The 21,766-nt window shown below is 43.8% G+C and carries 24 protein-coding genes; 3 read left to right on the forward strand and 21 right to left on the reverse strand.

Annotated elements, in window-relative coordinates:
• Positions 1-139: 139 nt before the first annotated feature.
• The 4 genes from OJ16_RS13685 to OJ16_RS13700 form a co-directional block, all read right to left on the reverse strand.
• Positions 140-337 carry a hypothetical protein gene (locus tag OJ16_RS13685; RefSeq protein WP_005592752.1) on the reverse strand — a complete coding sequence of 66 codons (198 nt, stop codon included), beginning with the start codon at positions 335-337 and terminating at the stop codon, positions 140-142.
• Between the two features lie 85 nt (positions 338-422).
• Entirely contained in the window at positions 423-1,103 is a 681-nt protein-coding gene (locus OJ16_RS13690) for a hypothetical protein (protein WP_040988760.1), read from the reverse strand.
• A 26-nt stretch (positions 1,104-1,129) separates the two neighbouring features.
• Entirely contained in the window at positions 1,130-1,414 is a 285-nt protein-coding gene (locus OJ16_RS13695) for a single-stranded DNA-binding protein (RefSeq protein ID WP_005592749.1), read from the reverse strand.
• Positions 1,415-1,439: 25 nt separating this feature from the next.
• The gene (locus tag OJ16_RS13700) at positions 1,440-2,579 is read right to left on the reverse strand and encodes a phage/plasmid replication protein, II/X family (protein WP_040988762.1); all 1,140 of its coding nucleotides are present in this window, start codon (positions 2,577-2,579) and stop codon (positions 1,440-1,442) included.
• Positions 2,580-2,688: 109 nt separating this feature from the next.
• On the opposite strand from OJ16_RS13700, the gene OJ16_RS13705 reads away from it, so the two are divergent.
• The gene (locus OJ16_RS13705) at positions 2,689-3,195 is read left to right on the forward strand and encodes a helix-turn-helix transcriptional regulator (protein WP_040986277.1); all 507 of its coding nucleotides are present in this window, start codon (positions 2,689-2,691) and stop codon (positions 3,193-3,195) included.
• Positions 3,196-3,620: 425 nt separating this feature from the next.
• Here the strand turns inward: OJ16_RS13705 and OJ16_RS13710 are convergent, their stop codons facing one another.
• From OJ16_RS13710 to OJ16_RS13765, 13 genes are all read right to left on the reverse strand, one after another.
• A complete protein-coding gene (locus OJ16_RS13710; RefSeq protein ID WP_040991829.1) occupies positions 3,621-3,827 on the reverse strand; it encodes a hypothetical protein in 207 nt (68 codons plus the stop codon).
• 793 nt (positions 3,828-4,620) lie between these two features.
• Complete coding sequence (locus OJ16_RS13715) at positions 4,621-5,037, reverse strand: PACE efflux transporter (protein ID WP_040991830.1); 417 nt, start codon at positions 5,035-5,037, stop codon at positions 4,621-4,623.
• A gap of 695 nt (positions 5,038-5,732) precedes the next feature.
• Complete coding sequence (locus tag OJ16_RS19795; protein ID WP_082030245.1) at positions 5,733-5,891, reverse strand: YoaH family protein; 159 nt, start codon at positions 5,889-5,891, stop codon at positions 5,733-5,735.
• Positions 5,892-5,944: 53 nt separating this feature from the next.
• The gene (locus OJ16_RS13720; RefSeq protein WP_040991831.1) at positions 5,945-7,078 is read right to left on the reverse strand and encodes a conjugal transfer protein TraF; all 1,134 of its coding nucleotides are present in this window, start codon (positions 7,076-7,078) and stop codon (positions 5,945-5,947) included.
• Between the two features lie 58 nt (positions 7,079-7,136).
• The gene (locus OJ16_RS13725; RefSeq protein ID WP_040991832.1) at positions 7,137-8,018 is read right to left on the reverse strand and encodes a DUF2861 family protein; all 882 of its coding nucleotides are present in this window, start codon (positions 8,016-8,018) and stop codon (positions 7,137-7,139) included.
• Positions 8,015-8,674: a response regulator transcription factor VxrB gene (vxrB, locus tag OJ16_RS13730; protein WP_040991833.1), complete on the reverse strand. Its 660-nt coding sequence runs from the start codon at positions 8,672-8,674 to the stop codon at positions 8,015-8,017. The genes OJ16_RS13725 and vxrB overlap by 4 nt, the downstream gene beginning before the upstream one ends.
• A complete protein-coding gene (gene vxrA, locus OJ16_RS13735; RefSeq protein ID WP_082030246.1) occupies positions 8,649-10,052 on the reverse strand; it encodes a sensor histidine kinase VxrA in 1,404 nt (467 codons plus the stop codon). The genes vxrB and vxrA overlap by 26 nt, the downstream gene beginning before the upstream one ends.
• Before the next feature lie 250 nt (positions 10,053-10,302).
• On the reverse strand, positions 10,303-11,706 hold the full coding sequence (pntB, locus tag OJ16_RS13740) for a Re/Si-specific NAD(P)(+) transhydrogenase subunit beta (protein ID WP_040991835.1): 1,404 nt from the start codon (positions 11,704-11,706) through the stop codon (positions 10,303-10,305).
• Between the two features lie 15 nt (positions 11,707-11,721).
• Positions 11,722-13,266, reverse strand: a complete 1,545-nt coding sequence (locus OJ16_RS13745; RefSeq protein ID WP_040991836.1) for a Re/Si-specific NAD(P)(+) transhydrogenase subunit alpha — start codon at positions 13,264-13,266, stop codon at positions 11,722-11,724.
• Between the two features lie 295 nt (positions 13,267-13,561).
• Positions 13,562-13,840 carry an HlyU family transcriptional regulator gene (locus OJ16_RS13750; protein WP_040991837.1) on the reverse strand — a complete coding sequence of 93 codons (279 nt, stop codon included), beginning with the start codon at positions 13,838-13,840 and terminating at the stop codon, positions 13,562-13,564.
• 91 nt (positions 13,841-13,931) lie between these two features.
• Positions 13,932-14,288 carry a late competence development ComFB family protein gene (locus OJ16_RS13755; RefSeq protein WP_040991838.1) on the reverse strand — a complete coding sequence of 119 codons (357 nt, stop codon included), beginning with the start codon at positions 14,286-14,288 and terminating at the stop codon, positions 13,932-13,934.
• Positions 14,289-14,354: 66 nt separating this feature from the next.
• The gene (locus OJ16_RS13760) at positions 14,355-15,341 is read right to left on the reverse strand and encodes a Solitary outer membrane autotransporter beta-barrel domain (protein WP_040991839.1); all 987 of its coding nucleotides are present in this window, start codon (positions 15,339-15,341) and stop codon (positions 14,355-14,357) included.
• Positions 15,342-15,362: 21 nt separating this feature from the next.
• Positions 15,363-16,319, reverse strand: a complete 957-nt coding sequence (locus tag OJ16_RS13765) for a diguanylate cyclase domain-containing protein (RefSeq protein ID WP_082030279.1) — start codon at positions 16,317-16,319, stop codon at positions 15,363-15,365.
• Positions 16,320-16,484: 165 nt separating this feature from the next.
• Between OJ16_RS13765 and OJ16_RS13770 the strand changes: the two genes are divergently transcribed.
• On the forward strand, positions 16,485-16,922 hold the full coding sequence (locus OJ16_RS13770) for a DUF3069 domain-containing protein (protein WP_040991841.1): 438 nt from the start codon (positions 16,485-16,487) through the stop codon (positions 16,920-16,922).
• Positions 16,923-17,089: 167 nt separating this feature from the next.
• Here OJ16_RS13770 and modC read toward each other — a convergent pair whose 3' ends face one another.
• The 4 genes from modC to OJ16_RS13790 are packed head-to-tail and all read right to left on the reverse strand — an operon-like array spanning position 17,090 to position 21,129.
• A complete protein-coding gene (gene modC, locus OJ16_RS13775; RefSeq protein ID WP_040991842.1) occupies positions 17,090-18,211 on the reverse strand; it encodes a molybdenum ABC transporter ATP-binding protein ModC in 1,122 nt (373 codons plus the stop codon).
• Entirely contained in the window at positions 18,208-18,909 is a 702-nt protein-coding gene (gene modB / locus OJ16_RS13780; RefSeq protein ID WP_040991843.1) for a molybdate ABC transporter permease subunit, read from the reverse strand. The genes modC and modB overlap by 4 nt, the downstream gene beginning before the upstream one ends.
• The gene (modA, locus tag OJ16_RS13785) at positions 18,909-19,664 is read right to left on the reverse strand and encodes a molybdate ABC transporter substrate-binding protein (protein WP_040991844.1); all 756 of its coding nucleotides are present in this window, start codon (positions 19,662-19,664) and stop codon (positions 18,909-18,911) included. Before modA ends, modB begins: the two co-directional genes overlap by 1 nt.
• Positions 19,654-21,129, reverse strand: coding sequence for a cobyric acid synthase (locus tag OJ16_RS13790; RefSeq protein WP_040991845.1), 1,476 nt, complete (start codon positions 21,127-21,129; stop codon positions 19,654-19,656). Before OJ16_RS13790 ends, modA begins: the two co-directional genes overlap by 11 nt.
• Before the next feature lie 177 nt (positions 21,130-21,306).
• On the opposite strand from OJ16_RS13790, the gene OJ16_RS13795 reads away from it, so the two are divergent.
• Entirely contained in the window at positions 21,307-21,681 is a 375-nt protein-coding gene (locus OJ16_RS13795) for a YgiW/YdeI family stress tolerance OB fold protein (protein WP_040991846.1), read from the forward strand.
• Positions 21,682-21,766: the final 85 nt, after the last annotated feature.

Consider the following 21,766-nt stretch of genomic DNA (forward strand, 5'->3'; position numbering starts at 1 on the left):
AATGGTACTGACCACTAAACATTCAACATAAACTCATAACCATAATGCGCACTAAGGTGTCCGTTTATTTTGAGCCTTTTACTCCTAAATGTTACCACTCATTTTATGAATTAGAATTTGTAATTCTGGCCAATCACAATTAATAAAATTCCCATTCGTCCGATGAACCATGTTCGGCTTCATTAAGTTGAAATGAATCATCATTGATTAGCTCATGAGGTTCATTTCCTAGGAAGTCACTGATTGCACCTGCAACGTCCCACGAGTCTTTGCAAAAGTAAGCCTTCTTGATTGAAAGAAAATACAGCGTGCCTTCACACAAAATTACTTGATTCATAATGCGCTTGATCCTTCTTGTAGTTGATGGTTGTTACCATAATCATCAAGCCCAACTTGCCAAAAGTCATAGCAGCGTGGGCATATTAGACCGCCTTATAACCATGAGTTAAAGCCTGAGCTGTAACACCTGGTCTACGATTAAAATGCTGATCCAACGCACTGCATAACTGGTCAAGATGCATCGCCATCATTGGTGTTGATGGCACGTTCTTGTCGTAAAATATTACCACGGCGTCATCGACTTTATTTTTAGATGTTGGTGATTTACGTTGAAGAACTGATACACGTTTGACCATGTCATATGGTAATAAGCATCGAGGGATTGGTGGATTCACATCGTCACGAGTTGGCTTTTTAAGCTCTAAATACTTAGCGTAATACGCAATAGTAGCTTGGTTTCGATTCAATTTTTTAGCACAACCAGCAGCCCCTAAAAGCCAATAGTTGTCTCTTAAAAACTGTTCTTGTTTAATGGTCAATCTTTTACAACGCTGAATGTTTAGCTTGCGAATTTGACCATCAACAGCACATAAAGTGCGACCAAGTTCTTTGGCCGCAAATGCAGAGCTTTTACCTTGTCGAATAAGAACCGTAAGTAGTTCTGATTCCTTTTTAGACCAACTTTTTCGAGTGGTTTTTAACTTTGGTTTTTCGACAAGAGCAGTCGTTACCGCTTTATCTGAAACGCTTAGGCGGCGAAAAAGTAAATCAGCGAAAGAACAATCAGAATTAACATCTTGTGATACGAGTGAGCAATTATCCATATAACCCCCTAGCCTATATTGAACGTTTACAAATCAACTAATTCCAATGGCTCAATAAGCATTCCAAAGCGTTTTAGCTCAAGGCCACCAAAGTTATTAACAACAAAGCTAGAGCTGTGAACGGTATAAATTCCGGCGACATGTGCTGGTTGCCCTTCTTCAAGTGATAACTTCATTAGCGTTGGGAACTTGCCGCCTAGATAGGCGTAGGCTTCTTGTTCGTAGATGTTGCGATCTGGTTTGTCGTCCTTACCTTTGATTGTGCGTGTTGTAAATTTTTCATCTTCTGGGAATATTTCAATTTTTAACATGGTTATATCCTTAGTGTTTTTTCAATTAAGCGACTGCTCTAAATGGCAATACATTGGATTGGGCGACTTGAGGCATGTGATACCAGTCCGGAATCGGTAGCGGCTTAAGCTCGATAACCTCTGAACGTTTGAGTGTTGGACAAAGGCGACTAACATCGAATTGTTGGCCGATATCGATGCCAATTTTCCTTAAGCGGGCTTTGTGCTCGTAGAATTGCGATTGACTTAGCGTGTGACGTAAATCGGTGCCGTGCTGCCAAAGTGTGAAATAATTCATGGTGGTATTAGCTGCACGCACTGTTTCCACAACCCCTGCTTCTAGTAATTGCTCTGCGATTGATTGATGAATGTCTTTAGTAGCGTGTAGTGTCTTCATAGCGTCTTCCATCGTCGTTAGGTGCTTGTAAAAGTCTTGTTCCGTTACCATTCCGTAAAATTGCAAGTCGTGTCTTTTCAGTAGTTTTTGTCTGAGGCTGTTTTCTTCACGGACAACGCCGTGCTCTTCGCAGTAATCGATAAGAGTTTCTAAGTACTTAATATGATCTTGTGTTGTCTTGCTGCTGCGCTTGTATTTCTTAAGACGGAGTTGCATCTCAAATGCCTTGCAGTAGAGCTTGAGCATTTCCCATGCTGAGCCTTCACCCCAGTTACAAGTCATTCCATTAGGTTTGAGAATCGCTTCACGCCCTCGCCCCATAGCTACAGAAGACATGCCACGAATAAATGAAAGCTCATTTTCACGGTCAACCATGTGGTTACGTGTCCAGTCGATAAGAGTTATTTCCGCGCCATTGCCTATGAGTGACGATGACTTACCATCCGGAGTTTGACGGTGATAAGCACGAGTGTTTTTAGTGAATGGCGGCAGGTCGTATTTTGCGAGAATGTGGTTATAAATTGCGATGCAATCATCGAGAGAAGTTAAACCAAAAAGATTATCCATGCGTTGCCAGCGGGACGGATTGCCCTCGACGCGGATACGATTGCCATTACAGCGAATAGTGAGTTTGGTACTAAATGAACCTTCAAGAATTTTTTGGTTAACGCTGGGAGGAAGCTTTTCGCCAGTTTCCATATCAACACGCTCAATAACATGAGTGCCGACGAATGGAAGCCCACCGTCGGGATGATCTTGTTGAATGAAAAGTTGGTCAATAAAGAACACTGGGAAACCCTGTCAAATACATTTTCGTACACCTTAAAAGTACATGATAGTAAGTGTCAACAGTTTTGTGTATAAAGTAGGGGTTATAATTAAATAAAGGGATACCAAAGTGGATAATGACATGCTGCAAGATGTACTTAGAAAGGCGCGTACTGAGCTTGGTTTGAAACAGAATGAAGTCGCGGAAATGGTTGGAGTAACCCAACAAACGTATTTAAAATGGGAAAATGGGAAGTCTGAACCTAAGATAAGCCAAGCAGGAAAGCTAGCATCAGCTCTTAAGGTATCTGAAAAAGAACTATGCCAAGGTGAGTTTCACAAACAAAAAATGGATACGTTAGAATTTATTAGAAAAGTAGAAACCCTATTGCAACACGTACCGCAATCTGAGTTTTTAATTGGGATACAGGAATACATACATGATGAAGAGGGTTTTATCGACTTTCTACGTAATGCATCAGATTACCCTTTTGAGCTCTTCAATATTGAAAAAATCGACAATGCTAGGTACATGTTAGAAATGGTAGAAAGCGGAGCTTTTAAGTTTGAAGACCCACGTACTAAAGAAATGTTTATTGAACAACAACAGAAAATAATCGCAGAAAAATCGAAATAGAAAACTAGTTTAAATTCCGGTTGTCCGGAGTTAGTTCGGGTGTAACAGGAACCCGAACCGCTTCGCGGTGAAATCCGGCAGCCTATGGCGTTCATTTTTGAGCGCCCTTTTCTTCGTTTAAGCTCGTTCTTTGTCTGCAAATCGTGGCTGCGGTGTGTGCACCGTTGCTCGGGACTCGCAGCATGCACACACACCCCATCCATGCTAATGCCAAACAATGAATTTGCGCCGACTAAAACAAAAAGCATCTTTGTAGGAAGGTGATGTGTTTTTTCTTGATGTGATTTGGACTACTGACCGCGCCAGTTTAGTAAATCGAAGAAATGGCCTTTAGTGGGTGGCTTGGTGCCTCGTTCGCGCACGCGCTCTCTTATCCCTTCGGGGTAAAAGAAAAGACAGCCTGAGCTGCCCTATAGGGTTATTCATTAACGCTCTAAAGAGTCTCGAATACCATTGGCTACATTAGAAATATGCTTTTCTAATGTAGACAGCGAGTTACCTGATTCTACTTGAAAAGTATGTTTAACTAAAACTAATGCAGCACAAGTTTCTTTCCAGCGCTTTTCGTTATCAGTTGCACCATAGTAACCATTAAGAATTGCCGTAAACTCTAAATCATTTTGCTGTGACACTTTGACTCTCCTTTTGTGTAATGTCATATCTATGATGCGGGCTATGTACAAAAAAACAAGGGGAATTAGTTGCTTAGTGTCGCATTACACAATTTATATTAAATGAGCCATCCGGCTGTGGCCAGTGCTGGCGCAATGGTACTGACCACCAAGCGTTAAACATAAATCCAACCACATAATGCGCACTGTGATTGTAAGCCCCAGATAGTAATGTCACTTTTGAGCTAGATTAAAATGTCCCTTTAGCTCATCACCACTTGGCTTACCGATCTTGCTCAGCGTTGGCGTTATCCGGATGCTTTGCACTATGAGTTAAACAAACACGTTGGCGACTATGAATGACAAAGAGAGATTTCGCTTAGCTATCGTTCTTAAAACAAATCAGACGTAAAGATGCTGCGCAGATGCTAAGTTAGTGTTCGTCAGGTTCAACGATTAACAACTCGCTTCCGAGATCTCGGTGCTGTTGTTCCAATGTATCAGTGCCGTTAACAATCACCAGGCAATAAAATTAATGCTGATATGTGGCATCAATGTTTGAACTCGCTCCACGAATATAACTCAAACTTCGGGCTTACACTGGCGTGTGAAAAATTGATTGGACACCACGATACCCAAATTGAATTAGAAACCTCACGCCACAGGATGAACACTTCTTGTCCAAGTGATTATCGAACTGTTCGCTCGCGACATCCTGCGTTTGGCGACAATGGAGATTCGCCCATAAAAAATCCAAGCGAATTAGATGCACTTGGATTTTTTACTGTTCACGATATTCACTAATAAACGTGCATTACGCCCTTACGATTCGTTTGTAAGGTTGCGTTTTATCGTAGATAAAATGAAATGCAGGATTGAAAAATAAGAAGAACACGAGGAAGCCTAGCTCAACAATAAAAGCTTCAAAGAATGTAATTTGAAGAAACCAAGCTAACGCAGGTATAGCAATAACTATCAGTCCAGCTTCGAAAAGTAATGTGTGCACCGTTCTAATTTTTAAACCACGTTCTACTCTTGGTGTTTTACATAAAGAATCAAACAAGTTGTTGAATATATAGTTCCAAGTTACAACGATACAGCTAAAGCTCAACGCCGCAAAAAACAGTGTTTGTAATGGTTTGTTTGTTAGATAAGACATAGACGGCACTAATATGCTCAGTGCGACTACTTCAAAGAGGATAACGTTGAATATTTTTTCTAGAGTTGTCATTTGTGTTTTTCCACTATTAAAATCAAAATTTAGTAGTGTTGGCTATCCCGCCATAAAACAATCCGTAAAGGTTACGGCAACAAAAACAGCATCCTGCGTGTCGTTTGAGGTTGCGAGCATAAAACGAAAAATCATAAGTTGCAAGTATTGAAACCCATACAACAAAAACAGACACTGACGCCGGCTTACTGATCTGTCCCTCGCACATTAAGCAGTCGACGTTTTGTCGATTTTCAACAGCGTTGAGTAGCTCTTAAAACCCAATCTAATAACTCCCTCATGTCAGTTCATCGTTAACCACTCAGCGTTACACTGTCACTAAATTGTAACGAGCAGTGTTAGTCACACTCACACTTATCACGCGTAGAATGTGACCGGTTAACGTAGCAGCGTTTTATACTGATGAAATTAAAGCCAAACTCACCGAACAACGTTAAATGTAATTTAATTACATAATCCATTTTGAGAAACAAGAATTAGCATAAAACCCTGCCATAAAATACTGTTATTTAACATTTATTAGCAAAATGCTAGAGAATGCGATTAAATTCTGGAGCCTTAAGTTGGAGGATAATTAGCGAGGTGTCACTTTTGCATGGTGCGGTAATGGTGGCCGTGAAGCGTAATTTATCGGAAGTGTTTTAGTTATAGTGCATTAGGATTCGTGATAAAAGGCAGTGACCTGCCCTATTCTATTATTGCTTGTCTTCAGCTTGCTTCTTCGCGTTCTCACGTATTTGTGTCGCGACAATTTTGATAGCTTCTGCTGTGCTAATGCCTTGGGTCATTAACTGTTGAATTTCTTCTACCGCTTGTTGTTGCTCTGCGTGGCTTAGGCTTAAATCATCAAACATAAAAAAGGCTCCTAATTTTAGGAGCCGACTATAGTCTTATTCGACGCTTATTGCTAGTAACTCGTGAGGAAGTTTACATAGCCACCCATCGAATTTTCATTCGTGTAGCTCGCACCGATGTCAATTTGGAAAAGATTTAAAGGCGACAAACCGATACCAGCCGTATACGTTGCATCCATATCGTCATACGCTAGGTTCTTTTTCCAGCCTGCACGTAACTTGAGTTGGCGAAGTAAATCTATCTCGCCACCAATGCGAAGCATTTGCGTGTTGTCATCAAAGTTTTTGTAGCGCTCTTCTTCTTTCAAGTCGTAATCAACACTTAAAGTAAAGTAATCCGCCACAATCCCCGCGCCCACTGTGTATTGTGGTGCCATTTCGTATTCATAAGAAATCGCCGAGCCATCTATGGCCGAACTGATCGTTTGCGTTTGAATATCACGCGCAATCAAATTTGTAGCCGAGATGCCCGCACGGAATGGACCATAGAACCACAAAAAGCCCGCATCCATGTTAAACATGCTTTCGCCTTTGCTGTTTTCACGTAGGTCTTTTAGATCGTAGTTTTGTAAATCGGCTTCATACACATAGGTATACACGCGTTGTATCTTTGGCGTAACGCCAAAAGCAACATGTTGCCCCATGAATGTTTGGTATTTTGCTAGGGTAATACCCGCTTCGGCTACGCCAACACTGACCGCTCGAACGGTACTGTTTTCCAATCTTGCTTTTGCATCATCACCTTCCGCAATTTCAGCGGTGGCATAAGATTCCGTGTAAAGTTTGGCAAACGCATTTGCAGCAATGAATCGGTTTGGAATCGCGAATGCGACCACGCCGCCAATATCGACTTTAAGATTGTCACCCTCTAGTTGATCAAGCGCCTGCTGCGCATCATCTAGATTGCCACTGCTAATCGCATTTTCGGCAAACTCTAAGTCATCGACAATATTACCGGTTTCAGTGTAATTAAAACCAAGGCTTGGCGTGATCATGCCCATGTCGTCATTGCGACGGTAAATTGCCGTTAGAGCCGGGTTATAAAATGGTGCAGTTAAAAAGTTGGCAGAAACAACCCCCACACCACCCATCGCGTCACCGCGCGCTTCAACCGCATAATTAGCAGAAAACGCATTGCCGCTGGCAGCAATAAGAGCAAAAGGTAATAATTTAAAAACGGTTTTCATATCGATATTATTGTTGGGACAGATGAAGTTATATCGACAGGTATGCGCGTAACTTTAGCTATTCTTCCACTGAAACATCATACGTTTTACTGATTATTTGCGCTTGTTCGATAATAATTTTCCCTTGCCAACGGCGGTGTATCATCGAAACCGCTAAGACATAACGACCAGGCGTATAATTGTCATTAGGTAATGAGGTTGGATAGTCCGACTCGTAGTTTCCGCTCCACACTTGATTGTAGGTTTCGTCCACATAATCATAGAGCGTTGCATTTAACTTCGGTAATGGACAGTTGGGATTGAGTAAGGTGTGTTGTTCAACTTGCCAGTGATCTTTGGATGCCCAGCGAACGGTCATATTGGGTTTTGGGTCATCAAGTATTAGCCAAGAACTCCATGACGCATTATCGTTAGTGACAATGTCGAGACGATAAAGGCCCATCGCCAGTTTGTTGTTGATGTTATAACGTTTGGAGTATGTCGCGATCCCAGATTGGTTGTTTTCACGCACGATTTCGAGTGTATTGTCACTTGAAATTGATTTATCGACCCAACGCATCAGGCTTATGTCTGCAATTTCTAAACTCGTTTGAACTTCAACCGTAGCACGAAATGCATCGCGTCCTGGGCTTTGAATTTCTGTTCGTTTAACCACAACCCCATTGAGCCACTCGGGAAGAGTTTTACTGTCGAGACTTTTACCACAATCAACTTCTAACGATTGCAACAGCAATTCGTTAAGGTGTGGTTTCAACGTGACATTATCCTCGAGTTGCCAAACTTCCACCAACGAAGCCAACATCGCTTTGAGATCGCCGTTCAGTAGATGCTTATGGGTTTGAGTTAATGGGGAATTGCGATCAAACCAAGATAAGCCTTCTGCTGAAACAAAAGGAGCACTGGTTAGTGCTCCAATTAGTAGACACGTTTTTAGCTTCATGCTTTCATCTTGTAGCCAACGCCTCGTAGCGTTTCGATTTCAAGACCTGGTAGTTTTTGACGTAACTGCAGGACGTGAGTATCAACCGTACGCGTGGTTGGGAAATGGTTATAGCCCCAAACGTGATCGAGCAATTCATCGCGTGTAAACACTCGGCCCAAGTTACTCGCAAGGAACAACAATAGATCAAACTCAGTTCGAGTTAGCGTAATTTGTTGTTCGTTGAAAAAGACTTCACGTGTGCTTTTATCAATCAGTAGATTGTCTGTTTTAACTTTCGTGTCATCTTGTTCTTGGTTATCTGGTGTTCTTAGCTGTGCACGAATACGCGCAAACAATTCTGCTTCGGCAAACGGCTTGGTCAAATAATCGTTCGCGCCTGAATCTAGGCCAGCCACTTTGTCTTTGACCGTCACAAGTGCGGTCAAAAGAATGACCGGAATATCTTTTAGTGTTTTCCAATGCGGCAATTGCGAAACGGAATCGCCATCAGGCAGTTGGCGGTCAAGAATCACAAGATCTGACTTCATCCAATACTGTTCGACATCTGCAATTGTTTCGGCATGAAAGCACTCGTAACCGGCTTGCTCTAAGCTAACAAGTAATCCATCAGCAAGGTTTTTGTCGTCTTCAACGAGAAGCAGTGTCTGTTTCACAAGGTATCTCCAATATAAACTGAGTTGGCGGGCCAATAAGAGTCATTTTTCCTCCCATTCGGCCGACCATAGAGTCAACGATAGTTAAGCCCAAACCAAGACCGCTTTTACTCACAAAAGGTTTGCGCAATTGGCGCCAATCTTTCTGTGTTAAGGTTCCTTGGTCTATCACGCTGAACATTATTTTGTTTTTAGATGTCGTTACATCCAGTTTTACCGGTTTAACTCCATATTTAACCGCATTTCGAATAAGATTGTCGATACAGTTACCTAGCCAGTACACATTCAGTTTGGCCGCAACATCCTGGTTGATGGCGAAATCGATTTGTGAACTGAACTCTTCTTCAATCTTATATTCTAACCATTCTTCAACCGACGGCACCCATTCCGAGGCCAACGGCTGATTGTCAGATTGTAAATAGTCTTTACTGGCTTCTGCTAATTGACGCAAGCGTCGTGAATCTTCACATAGTCGACGAAATTCATCATAAACCGTTTCAGGTAATCGCTCAAATTCACGCCTAAATCCTTCGACAGTCAGCGATAGACTGGCAATCGGTGTTCTTAACTCATGCGTCAGTATTTGTAAAACTAGCATTCGGCTTTGCATATCGCGGCGTTTTGAGTTCCAACGATAGATAGACCAGCCAATCACCAATAATATATTGGCAATAACCAATGCGACCATGCCTATTTTCAGAATATTCGCGTGATCTTCAACATCCCAGCAAATATTGCCCCGTTGAACAAAACAAGTGTTTGAGGCATCACCAACAGAGAAACTCAGCCCCGCTTCGGTTACGTTTTTGCTCCACACCGATTCGGGATAAACGTAGTAATTATCGTTTTTTCGTAACCACAAATCGCTTTCTTCAATAAACATACTCGCGCCAGAAATCAGCGCGATCATCGTTTCTTCGTCCATACGCTGCAATCGCCCGAGCAACGTAGCACTTTCGGCGAGCGGTCGTTCTTTAATGTGCAAATACTGTTGAAGGTTTTCAAACTCTTCCGCATGCGTGACAATGTAACGATTTGCGTATGTTCCCCCACCTGGGTGAATTAGGCTACTTCTCGCGAACCACTTTGAACTGAGCTTTGTTCCTTTACACATGGTTCGAGTGAACACCAATGGTTCAGTCACCAAAGGGCTTAATGGGAGTTTTCCGGTGCACGTTTCCGAGAGTTGATATAAACGTTGAATGTCACGTAATGGATAATTCGAGGTTTGCGGCAGCATCGACTGTGGTGTTAACAAACGTGTTGGGTAGTCTGACTGCAGCACTCGTATATCATAAGATTCTGAGGCTTCTGACGTTTTAAATAAATTAACAAATGTATCAATACGTTCAGGTAGTGAATCAGCACGTGCCGTCATCGATATGAAGAACAAGGCTATTAACAGCGATTTGATGAATGTATTTTTCAAAGCAAAACTTATTAAATCAACTATTTACCACTACGATGCCCGATTATGGCAAAAATAGACATCAAATATGTAATATTCGTGTCAATTATGCATGTCGCTAATCAATCTCGAGCGCCAAATGATAGCCAAAACAAGTCTTGGCTATGTATAAAAACAAAGAAGCCAGCATTACGCTGGCCTCTTGAATAATGTAGAAAGCTTATAGTGCTTTCGCGATCGCGTCTACACTCTCTTTCGCATCACCAAATAGCATTTGCGTGTTCTCTTTAAAGAACAATGGGTTTTGAACGCCCGCGTAACCCGTATTCATTGAACGCTTGAATACGATAACGTCTTTTGCGTTCCAAACTTCCAACACTGGCATACCAGCGATTGGACTATTTGGATCTTCTAGTGCAGCAGGGTTAACCGTATCGTTAGCACCAATCACCAATACGACGTCAGTTTTACCGAAGTCGTCATTGAGTTCGTCCATTTCAAGCACGATATCGTACGGTACTTTCGCTTCTGCGAGTAGTACGTTCATATGACCAGGCAATCGACCCGCTACAGGGTGAATACCAAAGCGAACTTCAACACCTTGTGCGCGTAATTTTTCAGTGATCTCGTGAACTGGATATTGAGCTTGCGCTACTGCCATGCCGTATCCCGGAGTAATGATCACTGATTTTGCATTTTTCAGCATATCAGCAACCTCTTCCGCGTTTGTTTCACGATGCTCACCGTAATCTTCATCACTTGAGATCACGACTTCTTGACCAAAGCCACCCGCGATAACACTGATGAAGGAACGGTTCATTGCTTTACACATGATGTAGGAAAGGATCGCACCTGACGAACCAACCAATGCACCGGTTACGATCAGAAGATCGTTCGCTAGCATGAAACCTGCTGCCGCCGCTGCCCAACCTGAGTAAGAGTTCAGCATGGATACCACGACTGGCATATCGGCGCCGCCGATTGAAGCCACAAGGTGGTAACCAAATACGAACGCAATCAACGTCATTAAGATAAGGGCAAACATGCTGCCATCAGCTTTAACGAAATAGATCATAAGCAGCGTTGAAACTACGATCGCTGCCAAGTTCATTTTGTGTTTATGCGGAAGATTTAACGCAGAAGATGAAATCACACCACGCAGTTTGCCAAACGCAACGATTGAGCCCGTAAACGTAACGGCACCGATGAATACACCCAAGAACACTTCAACAAGGTGGATAACATGGTGAGCGTGAAGCTCTGCTGGTGAGATCAACGCCGCGTTCGCGATTGCAGGTGGATCGATGTAGCTGTTGTAACCCACTAAAACCGCCGCCATACCTACAAAGCTGTGTAGGATAGCGACCAGTTCTGGCATCTCCGTCATTTCTACTTTCTTCGCGTAGAAAATACCGATTGAACCACCCACCACCATGGCGATGATAACCCATACCGTGCCGCTTGCTTCAGGATTGAAGATCGTAGCGATCAAAGCGATCGTCATACCCGCAATACCGTAATAGTTACCGGCGCGAGCTGATTCCTGCTTTGATAGCCCCGCAAGGCTCATGATAAAAAATAAGGCAGCAACAATGTAAGCTGCTTGTACTAGTCCTGCAGACATTCCTTGTAACTCCTATTAGTTCTTACGGAACATTTCAAGCATGCGCTTGGTCACGGTAAACCCGCCAAAAATGTTGATGCTGGCAATCAGTACGGCAATGAAAGACAAGAATGTCACCACGCCATTTCCTTGACCGATTTGCAACAACGCACCGACAACGATAATACCGGAGATGGCATTCGTTACCGACATAAGAGGAGTATGTAGAGAGTGGCTGACATTCCAAACGACGTAGTAGCCCACCACACACGCCAAAACAAATACCGTAAAGTGTGCTAGGAATGAGGCAGGTGCGACAGACGCGATCCAACCAAATGCCGCTAATGCAGCGCCTAGACCAATCACTTTTTTGACTGGAGAAACAGGCTCGGCCTCTTTCTTCGCGGCTGGTTTTGGTGCAGCTTTTTGTTCTGGTTGTGCAGACACTTGAATCGGTGGCGCAGGCCACGTCACTTCACCTTCTTTCACAACGGTAACACCACGTAGAACCACATCGTCAAAATCGATGTCAATGTTGCCGTCTTTCTCTTTGCAAAGCAGCTTCATTAGGTTAACGAGGTTCGTTGAGTACAACTGAGAAGATTGTGTCGGCAAACGGCCAACCATATCAGTGTAACCGACAACTTTGACGCCATTCGCCGTAGTGATGACTTGATCCGCGACTGTGTATTCACAGTTACCACCGTTTGCCGCCGCAAGGTCAACGATCACACTGCCCGCTTTCATGCTGTCCACCATTTCTTTGGTGATAAGCTTAGGCGCTGGACGACCTGGGATAAGCGCGGTCGTTACAATGATATCAACATCTTTTGCCTGTGCTGCGTAGAGCTCTGCCGCTTTCTTGTTGAAGTCATCCGACATTTCTTTGGCGTAGCCATCGCCAGAGCCTGAATTTTCTTGAAAATCAACTTCCAAGAACTCAGCGCCCATTGATTGCACTTGTTCTTTTACTTCTGGACGAACGTCAAACGCACGAACGATCGCGCCAAGGCTTCCCGCCGCACCGATAGCCGCAAGACCGGCAACACCAGCTCCAGCAACTAGCACTTTCGCTGGCGGTACTTTACCTGCAGCCGTAATTTGACCGGTAAAGAATCGACCAAACTCATGCGCCGCTTCAACAACCGCACGATAACCCGCAATGTTTGCCATAGAAGATAAGGCATCGAGCGCTTGAGCACGAGAAATACGAGGAACGGCATCCATCGCCATTACATTGATGTTTTTGCTAGAAAGCTTTTCCATTAGCTCAGCATTTTGTGCCGGCCAAATGAAACTGACTAACGTTGCACCGTCTTGAAGCAGAGCAAATTCATCAATGCCACTATCCGCGATAGGTGCATTAACTTTAAAGATGATGTCTGACGACCAAGCCTCTTCAGCGGTGACAACTTTCGCACCAGCGGCTTCAAAAGCGGCATTATCGAAACTTGCTAACGCCCCAGCTTGAGATTCAACAACAACATCGAATCCTAATTTTATTAACTGCTCAACCGACTTCGGCGATGCAGCCACTCGCGTTTCGCCTGCGAGCATTTCCTTTGGCACACCAATTTGCATAGCTATTCCTTGACTATTGGCACAATGATTATTCTATTTTTATCTAACGGGTGTATGAAATACAAGCTTTTTGTAATAAAAATACTACGTTTCATTACATATAACCGAAAGTGATGACCTATTTTGCAATTTTGAGTGTAATGAAACAACACTCTTTTGCCTGAGCAGAGGTCAAACCAGATCGCAAAAAAGGGATAGATAAAACAGAAACTTACTTTTAAGTTAAAAAAAAAGAACCACCAGCATAGCCGCTAATGGTTCTAAAATGTATGACATCCATCAATTACCGCAGGATCTATTTGAAAATATCGGAGCCCATTTGATCAATAAACATTTGTGCTTTCTTGAGCATAAATTCATCCGCATCACTCTTGCTGGAAAGCACATCTGAACGAATAAAACGATGGCTTTTCAGCTCACCGTCAATTTCTTTCTCAATGCGACCGGCAATGCGGTATTGGCCCGATTCTGCCATCGCTTCTTGGTAAATTTGATACCCTTTGTACTCAACAGGCTCTACCGGCAATGGTTGTTTGTTGGTCTTGCTACCAAATAAGCGAGAAAATAACCCCACTTGAACTCCTTGGTTTATTCAGATTTAAGTTCGGCAAACTGAACGGAGTCTAAAACGGCTATACGTTTTATCGCCCCATATTCAATTTACACTATTTCGATACAATCGGTTTTTCGAACCACTCCAGCTCAGCGTCATCAAAACGAGTTTGGGGAAAAATAACCGCAAACTGATCTTCACGCAGTGTGCGCCTATCGTCAGTGATCATCGATAACGCTGATTGCACTGCGGTACTCACATGCTGTTTTAATTTCAGTAGCCGCTCTTCTGATAGCGCAGCCAAAAAGTCAATATCATGCCGAATGTAAACCGGACGCAGTTGCATGAGCGTTAAACAAGCTAGGTCCGCGAGTTGTTCGTGATCAAAGTGGTCGACATACTCGCTTTTCGCCAGTTCATGCCCAACCAATACTTCCATATAATTATGAACATCTACACTGATTTGCATTCGCTTCACTCCCTAACTTTCTTTTTCCAATACGCGCCGTTGGTAGCCTTTACACCCAGTCGCCATTTAGTCTTGGTTAAAGAACAGCACAATACTGCCGCCTTTTAGCTTGCTACCGTAATTAAAACTCAAACCTAGGCCGATATTGTCGATCCAGCTTGATTCAAATGGCGGTGTCATTAACCAACCGACGGAGGATTCATAATAGTAATGCGTGCCCATTGGTTCTTCAGTATCACCGCCAAGATCAATACGCTTAATACTGGCATAAAGAGACTGAACACTTCTTCCCCATTCCGTCATATTGTAAAACGCTTTCACCCCATTGGCTAAATACCAACCTTGCGGATTCCCGACTTCACCGTAATTCGCCTCGCCCCATCCCCAACCATAATAGTAATGTGCCGCGCTTGTGGCATTCCAACTCCCCCAGCGGGTTTCATGGTTATATTTTAATTCGACATGAGGCTCTAGTGATGCCGCCCACGCAGTGGTATTAAAAACAACACCATCAAGTGCGGGTTTAACATATTGCTCTGCAACATCGCTGTTGTAATCGTGTTCATTGCGAAAATGTTGTAGATGAACGCCTAATCCGGGCGTGATCTGCCAACGATCTGATAATTGATACTGATAACGATAAGCAGCAAACCCACCTAATATCACCTCTCGTTGACTGTCATCTTTGTCGGTTGAGGCGATTTTTACATCTTGATCAGAAGCGAGTGCAGAAAGGCGGAAAAACAATTGTGATTTATGTAAGGCTTCTTCGTCACTGAGATCAATAGTGAAAGGCAAAGCCGTCACAGCAAAACGCTGTCTCAAATCGATCGAATCTGCCGAGCCTAAATCTTCATTCTCAATGTCCAACCATTCATTAGGGTCAAAATCATGTATGCCAAATGTCAGCACATCACTGTCAGTCATAACGATTGCGGCTGAAAATGCCTGCTCTAAATAGGTCTGTACTTCCGAATAACCATCACGAGCAACGGCGCTTGCGCTAATAAAAGTAAGCAGCGATGCGCCGACAGTAAGTATTAAAGGTTTCATAGTGTTCAGTAAGCAGAGTGTTTACGATTCTTGAAGTTCCATTGATGGGTCATAAACAACGTAACGGTTTCTACCCTGATGCTTGGCTTGATACAACGCGCGATCGGCCATATGGTACAGCTGTTCTATGGTTTCATGCCCTGTTGGTCTTACACTTGCCACGCCTTGTGACACGGTCACATACTTGGAGACATGGCTGTATTCATGGCGTAGTTCGAGCTCATCCAAACGAGTTTTGATCCTTTGCGCATGAATCTCCGCTTGGTAGGCATCGTTATGCCCAAGCAAAACCACAAATTCTTCGCCGCCATAACGGCCGACAACTTCACCATTACGGACAAACAAATCATTGAGTGCCGTTGCGATTTCTATTAAGCAACGGTCCCCTTCAATGTGGCCATAATTGTCGTTGAATAGCTTAAAAAAGTCGACATCTAATAAGATCACCGTTAGAGGCATTGAATGGCGACCATGAACAGAGATCATTTCTTGTAGTTTTTGATCAATATCGCGGCGGTTACGCACCTTGGTTAATCCGTCTTCACTGGCCAGTTTTTCCAACTCTTGGTTTGCTTTGGCAAGATCCGCTGATTTTTGATTCAATTGACGTCGCATAAAGGCAATACGCTGCATCGCGCTTAACTTGGCCTTTAATACCAGTTTATCGACCGGTTTAATGAGGTAGTCATCACCACCAGCATCAATCGCATCTGCTATCATTTGGGGAGCGTCATGACTGCTGAGGAAAATAATTGGAATCCATTCTGGGAAGCGTTCGCGAATTTCGGCAGACACTTCAAAACCGTTCATATCCGGCATCGTAATATCGAGCAAAACGAGATCCGGCGAGAATTCAGGGTAACGCTCTATCGCTTCAACACCTGAAGCGGCCATTTCAACAATATGCCCCAACTGTTTGAGGCGAACGGCCAATTGCATGCGTTCCATCTGTACATCATCGACCAACAATATTTTCATGGGAGAGCCTATTTTTTCGCGATTGCCTATTTGCATCTACAAACTACTCGTTAAATCAGTTGCTTAATAAGCATACGCTAGGTACTCGTATTCATCCACCGAGGTTGACATTTTTTCTAGAAAAACTAGCATAGCGCCGAAAATACATTAAAAAGAGAATATACTATGTCTGACGTAACTCCGAATGAGAAAAAAATCGTCGATTTATCAACGATTTCAGCTGAACTTCGTCAAGTAATCGAATTTGACGGTGTACCAGAAGCAATGTACGAGATGGTTGTTTCTATCCACGAAGTTTCTGAAGAAGCAGTACGCGGTACATGGGATGAGCAGCCTAAGAGCGCGCAAAACATTCTTGATAACTTTGAGCAGTTCCACGCGCTAGTGTCTGTGAGCCAAGCGTTCGCAGGTATCAACGTAATGGAAGAGTTCCCAACACTGAACCTGCCAAAAGACATGACTGATGAGCAGAAAGATGACTACCGTGCATCTTTGCTTGATGAAGTGCTTCACAACTGTGTTAAAGATATGGTTAAGCAGCTTAAAAAAGCACGTCGCGACCCTATCCTAAAACGTGACTTTACTGACGTATTTGCTAAATAACGTTCATCGTTATTGCTTAACGCAGTTATAAATAACGCCGCATTTGCGGCGTTATTTTTATCCAAAGATTGTTATGCTAAAAATTGTAAGAAAGAAACCACGGCAAAAGAATCATGAGAAATGAATCATGAAAGAAAAGTCATGATAAAAGCCTAATGAGACCAAGCTTAATGAGACAGGGCAATATCACGCTGTGTCACACTCACCCCTTTGATTTGAGCGTACACCTTCATACCCACGATCAGTTGCAACTCATCTCTCGCCCACGCGGTAATCGTCGCCCATAAATAGCAATGGTCTGCAAGTTTCAGTTTCACCGAGACACTGAGACGCGAGTGGCCAAAACTGTGTGTTTCTATCTCTACGATTTCAGCATGCAAAACATTTCGGATCGAACTTTTTTGTGGCTTCTCTAGGTTAATCGACACATCATTGGCTCTGACTTGCAAACGTACGCGACTATCAAGTTGCGCATCGACTTTTTGCACCCAAAGCATTACGTCATCGGCAAGTGCGAGCCCTGATAATGCGTACTCTTCAATTTGTTCGACTAACCGCGCTTCAAACAACGAACTTTGCTCAGTGAAGGATTGCCAAGGGCGCATGGCATTGGAAGACCACACGTGTTCGATTGCCCCTGCATTAACGACTTTACCTTGCTCAATGACCACAATATGGTCTGCTAAGCGCAAAATTTCATTCAAGCTATGCGTGACATACAAGATTGGAATGTTCACGTTATCCGCAAGATGCTCTAAAAATGGCAGCACTTCGCGTTTTCTTGGTAAATCTAACGACGCAAGCGGTTCATCCATAAGTAAAATGTCCGGCTTGGACAGTAATGCTCGCCCTATTGCGACACGTTGCTTCTCTCCTCCTGAAAGTTCATTCGGAAAGCGGGTCAATAACGACCGCAATGCTAACAAATCAACAATTTGGTCAAAATAGGCTTGGTCTGTTTCCTTTACGCCATAGAGCAGGTTGCCCTTTACTCGAAAATGCGGAAATAAACGAGATTCTTGAAAGACATACCCCACACGACGAACACGGGTCGGTAAGTTAATTCCAGATTCTGAACAAAATAGCACTCGTGAATTAACCGATATGTGGCCATTTTGAGGCTGAGTTAATCCCGCGACCGCATTAATAAGTGAGGTTTTACCCGCGCCTGAGCGGCCGAAAATGGCAGTAATGCCTTTTGCCGGTAACTGTACATCAACATCAAAGTGTGTCTCCCCTAAAACCTGTTGGAACGCCAGCAGCAGCGTATTCGCCTTTGGAACACTCATGAGGTCGCTCCTAAGCGCTTAGCACAACGACGCGAGAGCCATTCAGAGGCTAGCAATGACGCTAACGCAATAACGATGGATATAACACATAAACGCATCGCTTCAGATTCAGCGCCTGGGGTTTCAATAAAGGTATACATCGCTAACGGAATCGTCTGAGTTTCCCCTGGAATATTGGAGACAAAACTGATGGTCGCACCAAATTCACCAAGGCTACGAGCAAACGATAGCATCACACCCGTGATGATTCCCGGAATGGTAAGAGGCAAAGTAATGGTAAAGAAAATTTTGAGTGGCGAGGCGCCGAGTGTTGAGGCAGCCTGTTCAAGTTTTTCGTCCACATTTTCTAAACTCAACCGAACCGAACGCACCATTAAAGGGAGCGCAACCACCACGCACGCAAGCGCTGCACCTTTCCAGTTAAACGTGAAGGACAACCCAAAGGTTTGATACAGCCAATGACCGACGATGCCCTGACGGCCCATCAGTAAAAGCAATAGATAACCGACAACCACCGGAGGCAACACCAAAGGCAAATGGATGAGACTATCGAGTATGCTTTTGCCGATAAATTGCTTTCGAGCCAACAGCCATGCAAGGCCAATCCCAATCGGAATCAACCACAGAATGGCGTAGAACGACACTTTCAAACTCAGCATCAATGCTTGATATTCATAGTCAGATAGCAAATCAGCCATTACTCTTTAAACCCAAATTCTTTCAAGATTTGTTTGGCCTCTTGCGTTTGCAAGAAAGCGGAAAACGCTAACGTCGCCTCATTTTGTGACATTGTCACTAAGGGATACGCAATTGCTTGGTGTGTTTCGGGGCCAAACTGAGAGACAACCTGAACCTGGTCCGACACTAACGCATCAGAGTAATACACTATCCCCAATGGCGCTTCGCCACGTTCGACTAATGTCATGGCGGTTCGGACATTATTAGTCGGCGCTAGCTGGCCTTGGACACTTGGCCAGATATCGAGTGATTGCAGCGATTGCTTCGCGTAGATCCCCGCGGGAACCGCATTGGGCTGCGCGATAGCAAGACGTTGCCCATTGAGTGCGCTCAGCCACGAATTGGGATCTTCAACAACCAAATGAACAGAGTTGGAGCTTGGCGCAATCACAACGAGACTGTTGTGCGCAAAGTCTTGCACATTCGCTTGAGTAAATAAGCCTTTATCAACCAGATAATCGACCCATAAACGGTTAGCCGATAGATAAATATCGGCGGGTGCACCCTGCTCTATTTGCCTTGCCAATGCCGATGAGCCACCAAAAATGGGCACGACCGACGCCTTGCCTTTTGATTGGTATGCCTCAATTAAGGCGGTAAGCGCATTGGTCAGTGACGACGCCGCATAAACACGAACGGTTTCCGCCGCAAGAAGCGGCGAACTACTCAATAGCGCTGAAAACAATAATAGAAAAGAGCTTAATTTATTTCGCATTACTTGGTATCAGTTCCGGCCATAACAATTCTAATTTAAGGTATTTCTCGATCGCATCAGCAATACGGTTGATTGCTCGTTCTTGAATGGCGTCATGATCAACAATGGCCACATTCTCTAATCCCATCCATTCGCACAACAACGTCAATGCTTCTGAATGGTCAAACACACCGTGAAGATACGTGCCCAACACATGGTTACAATCGCTGACCGCACCATCAAACGCACCACCTTCAAGCGTGATTGGCTGTGATTCTTGTACGTCACTGCGACCAGCGTGGATTTCGTACCCTTTTACTTGTGCCACTTTGCCATTTAACGCCAACTCACCCGTTACATTGACAAGCGATTTGTCTGCCGTCAACACCGTGGTGGTATTCAAGTAACCTAAACCTTCACTTGAACCCAGCTCACCTTCGATACCCAGAGGATCATCAATGCGCATACCCAACATTTGATAACCGCCACAGATACCCATGACTTTTCCGCCAAAACGCAGATGGCGCGCAATATCATGGTGCCAATTTTGACTGCGTAAATAGTCCAGATCGGCGCGTACTGATTTTGAGCCCGGGAGAATAATGACATCAGCACCACTTAAGGATTGCCCTTTGCCGACAAACTGCAAATCAATATCGGGGTTTTGGCGTAAAATATCAAAATCCGTGTGGTTACTGATGCGGGTTAACACCGGTACTTTTACGATTAATTTCGCGGCGCTTTTATCACCTTGTTCATTATTAATCGCATCTTCGGCTTCAAGATCAAAACCGTGTAAATAAGGCAGAACACCAATAACCGGTTTACCCGTTTTTTCTTCCAGCCAATCAAGGCCTGACTCAAGCAATTTAATATCGCCACGGAAGCGGTTAATCACAAACCCCTTCACTCGCGCTTGCTCTGATTCAGACAACAATTCCAACGTACCGTAAAGATGAGCAAATACTCCACCACGGTCGATGTCCGCCACAATAATCACGGGAACATCGGCTTTCTCAGCAAAACCCATATTAGCGATATCGTTTTCACGCAGATTGATTTCAGCAGGACTGCCTGCCCCTTCAATCATCACAGATTGAAATTCGGCTTGCAGCTTGTTGAATGAGTCCATGACGGTATCCATCGCGACTTTTTTATAGTCATGGTACCCCGTCGCTTCCATATTGGATAATGCTCGACCTTGCAGAATCACCTGAGCGCCAGTATCTGAATTTGGCTTTAGCAATACAGGGTTCATGTGAACGGTCGGCTTCACATTACACGCCGCCGCTTGTACGGCTTGTGCACGACCGATTTCACCACCATCCTCAGTGACGGCGCTATTGAGCGCCATATTTTGTGGTTTAAACGGCGCGACGTTAATACCACGTCGAGCCAGAACTCGACATAAACCGGCAACTAAAACACTCTTCCCTGCGTCAGACGTGGTTCCTTGTACCATTAGAGCTTGAAATGCTGAATACATAACGGACTATTACCTGTGAATTTAGACTGGGCGATGATAACCAGTTTAGGCTGCTATTTCTAACAAAAACATGAATTGAAAATGAATGCCTAACTCAGCATTGGTTCACCTAAGATATTGTTTAATAGACCCATCAAATAAAGGCACACAGCCAAAACCATAAAAAGGTCACATACTATGAAAAAAACAATTATTGCTATCGCTGCGTCACTGATTCTTGTTCCATCTCTTGTCCTTGCGCAAGATGGTCATCACCAACAAAAAACGGGCATTCAATTTAACGGCCCTGTTGAACTGACAAATATGTCAAAACTGATTGCAGAAAGTAACATGTTTACAGAAGAGCACGTGGTGGTTGAAGGCCATTTAGTGCGTCAAATCAATGCAGAAAAGTTCATGTTTTCTGATGGCGAAACCGAAGTTCAAATCGAATTGGATGACGATATTCACCTGACGAGCCCAATTGAAGCGACAACTCGTGTACGCCTATACGGGGAATTTGAAGGTGGTAACACACCTGAAATCGAAGTCGATCGCATTCAAGTGCTGTAAATCTAAAGTATTAGTAGGTAAAATATCTAACGTAAGGCCCGCATTTTGCGGGCCTTTTCAGCAGTGGTTGCTGTCAGTTGGAGAA

Source organism: Vibrio renipiscarius (assembly GCF_000827885.1).
Taxonomy (GTDB): Bacteria; Pseudomonadota; Gammaproteobacteria; order Enterobacterales; family Vibrionaceae; genus Vibrio; species Vibrio renipiscarius.

Excerpts from the sequence above, each read along its gene's own strand:
- pntB (WP_040991835.1), bottom strand. The coding sequence starts at position 11,706 with ATGTCTGCAGGACTAGTACAAGCAGCTTACATTGTTGCTGCCTTATTT.
- OJ16_RS13765 (WP_082030279.1), bottom strand. The coding sequence starts at position 16,319 with ATGAAAATATTGTTGGTCGATGATGTACAGATGGAACGCATGCAATTG.
- OJ16_RS13795 (WP_040991846.1), top strand. The coding sequence starts at position 21,307 with ATGAAAAAAACAATTATTGCTATCGCTGCGTCACTGATTCTTGTTCCA.
- OJ16_RS13760 (WP_040991839.1), bottom strand. The coding sequence starts at position 15,341 with ATGAAACCTTTAATACTTACTGTCGGCGCATCGCTGCTTACTTTTATT.
- OJ16_RS13790 (WP_040991845.1), bottom strand. The coding sequence starts at position 21,129 with ATGTATTCAGCATTTCAAGCTCTAATGGTACAAGGAACCACGTCTGAC.
- OJ16_RS13755 (WP_040991838.1), bottom strand. The coding sequence starts at position 14,288 with ATGCAAATCAGTGTAGATGTTCATAATTATATGGAAGTATTGGTTGGG.
- OJ16_RS13685 (WP_005592752.1), bottom strand. The coding sequence starts at position 337 with ATGAATCAAGTAATTTTGTGTGAAGGCACGCTGTATTTTCTTTCAATC.
- modB (WP_040991843.1), bottom strand. The coding sequence starts at position 18,909 with ATGGCTGATTTGCTATCTGACTATGAATATCAAGCATTGATGCTGAGT.
- modA (WP_040991844.1), bottom strand. The coding sequence starts at position 19,664 with ATGCGAAATAAATTAAGCTCTTTTCTATTATTGTTTTCAGCGCTATTG.
- OJ16_RS13695 (WP_005592749.1), bottom strand. The coding sequence starts at position 1,414 with ATGTTAAAAATTGAAATATTCCCAGAAGATGAAAAATTTACAACACGC.
- OJ16_RS13690 (WP_040988760.1), bottom strand. The coding sequence starts at position 1,103 with ATGGATAATTGCTCACTCGTATCACAAGATGTTAATTCTGATTGTTCT.
- OJ16_RS13725 (WP_040991832.1), bottom strand. The coding sequence starts at position 8,018 with ATGAAGCTAAAAACGTGTCTACTAATTGGAGCACTAACCAGTGCTCCT.
- OJ16_RS13745 (WP_040991836.1), bottom strand. The coding sequence starts at position 13,266 with ATGCAAATTGGTGTGCCAAAGGAAATGCTCGCAGGCGAAACGCGAGTG.
- vxrA (WP_082030246.1), bottom strand. The coding sequence starts at position 10,052 with ATGACGGCACGTGCTGATTCACTACCTGAACGTATTGATACATTTGTT.
- OJ16_RS13715 (WP_040991830.1), bottom strand. The coding sequence starts at position 5,037 with ATGACAACTCTAGAAAAAATATTCAACGTTATCCTCTTTGAAGTAGTC.
- modC (WP_040991842.1), bottom strand. The coding sequence starts at position 18,211 with ATGAGTGTTCCAAAGGCGAATACGCTGCTGCTGGCGTTCCAACAGGTT.
- OJ16_RS13770 (WP_040991841.1), top strand. The coding sequence starts at position 16,485 with ATGTCTGACGTAACTCCGAATGAGAAAAAAATCGTCGATTTATCAACG.
- OJ16_RS19795 (WP_082030245.1), bottom strand. The coding sequence starts at position 5,891 with ATGTTTGATGATTTAAGCCTAAGCCACGCAGAGCAACAACAAGCGGTA.
- OJ16_RS13720 (WP_040991831.1), bottom strand. The coding sequence starts at position 7,078 with ATGAAAACCGTTTTTAAATTATTACCTTTTGCTCTTATTGCTGCCAGC.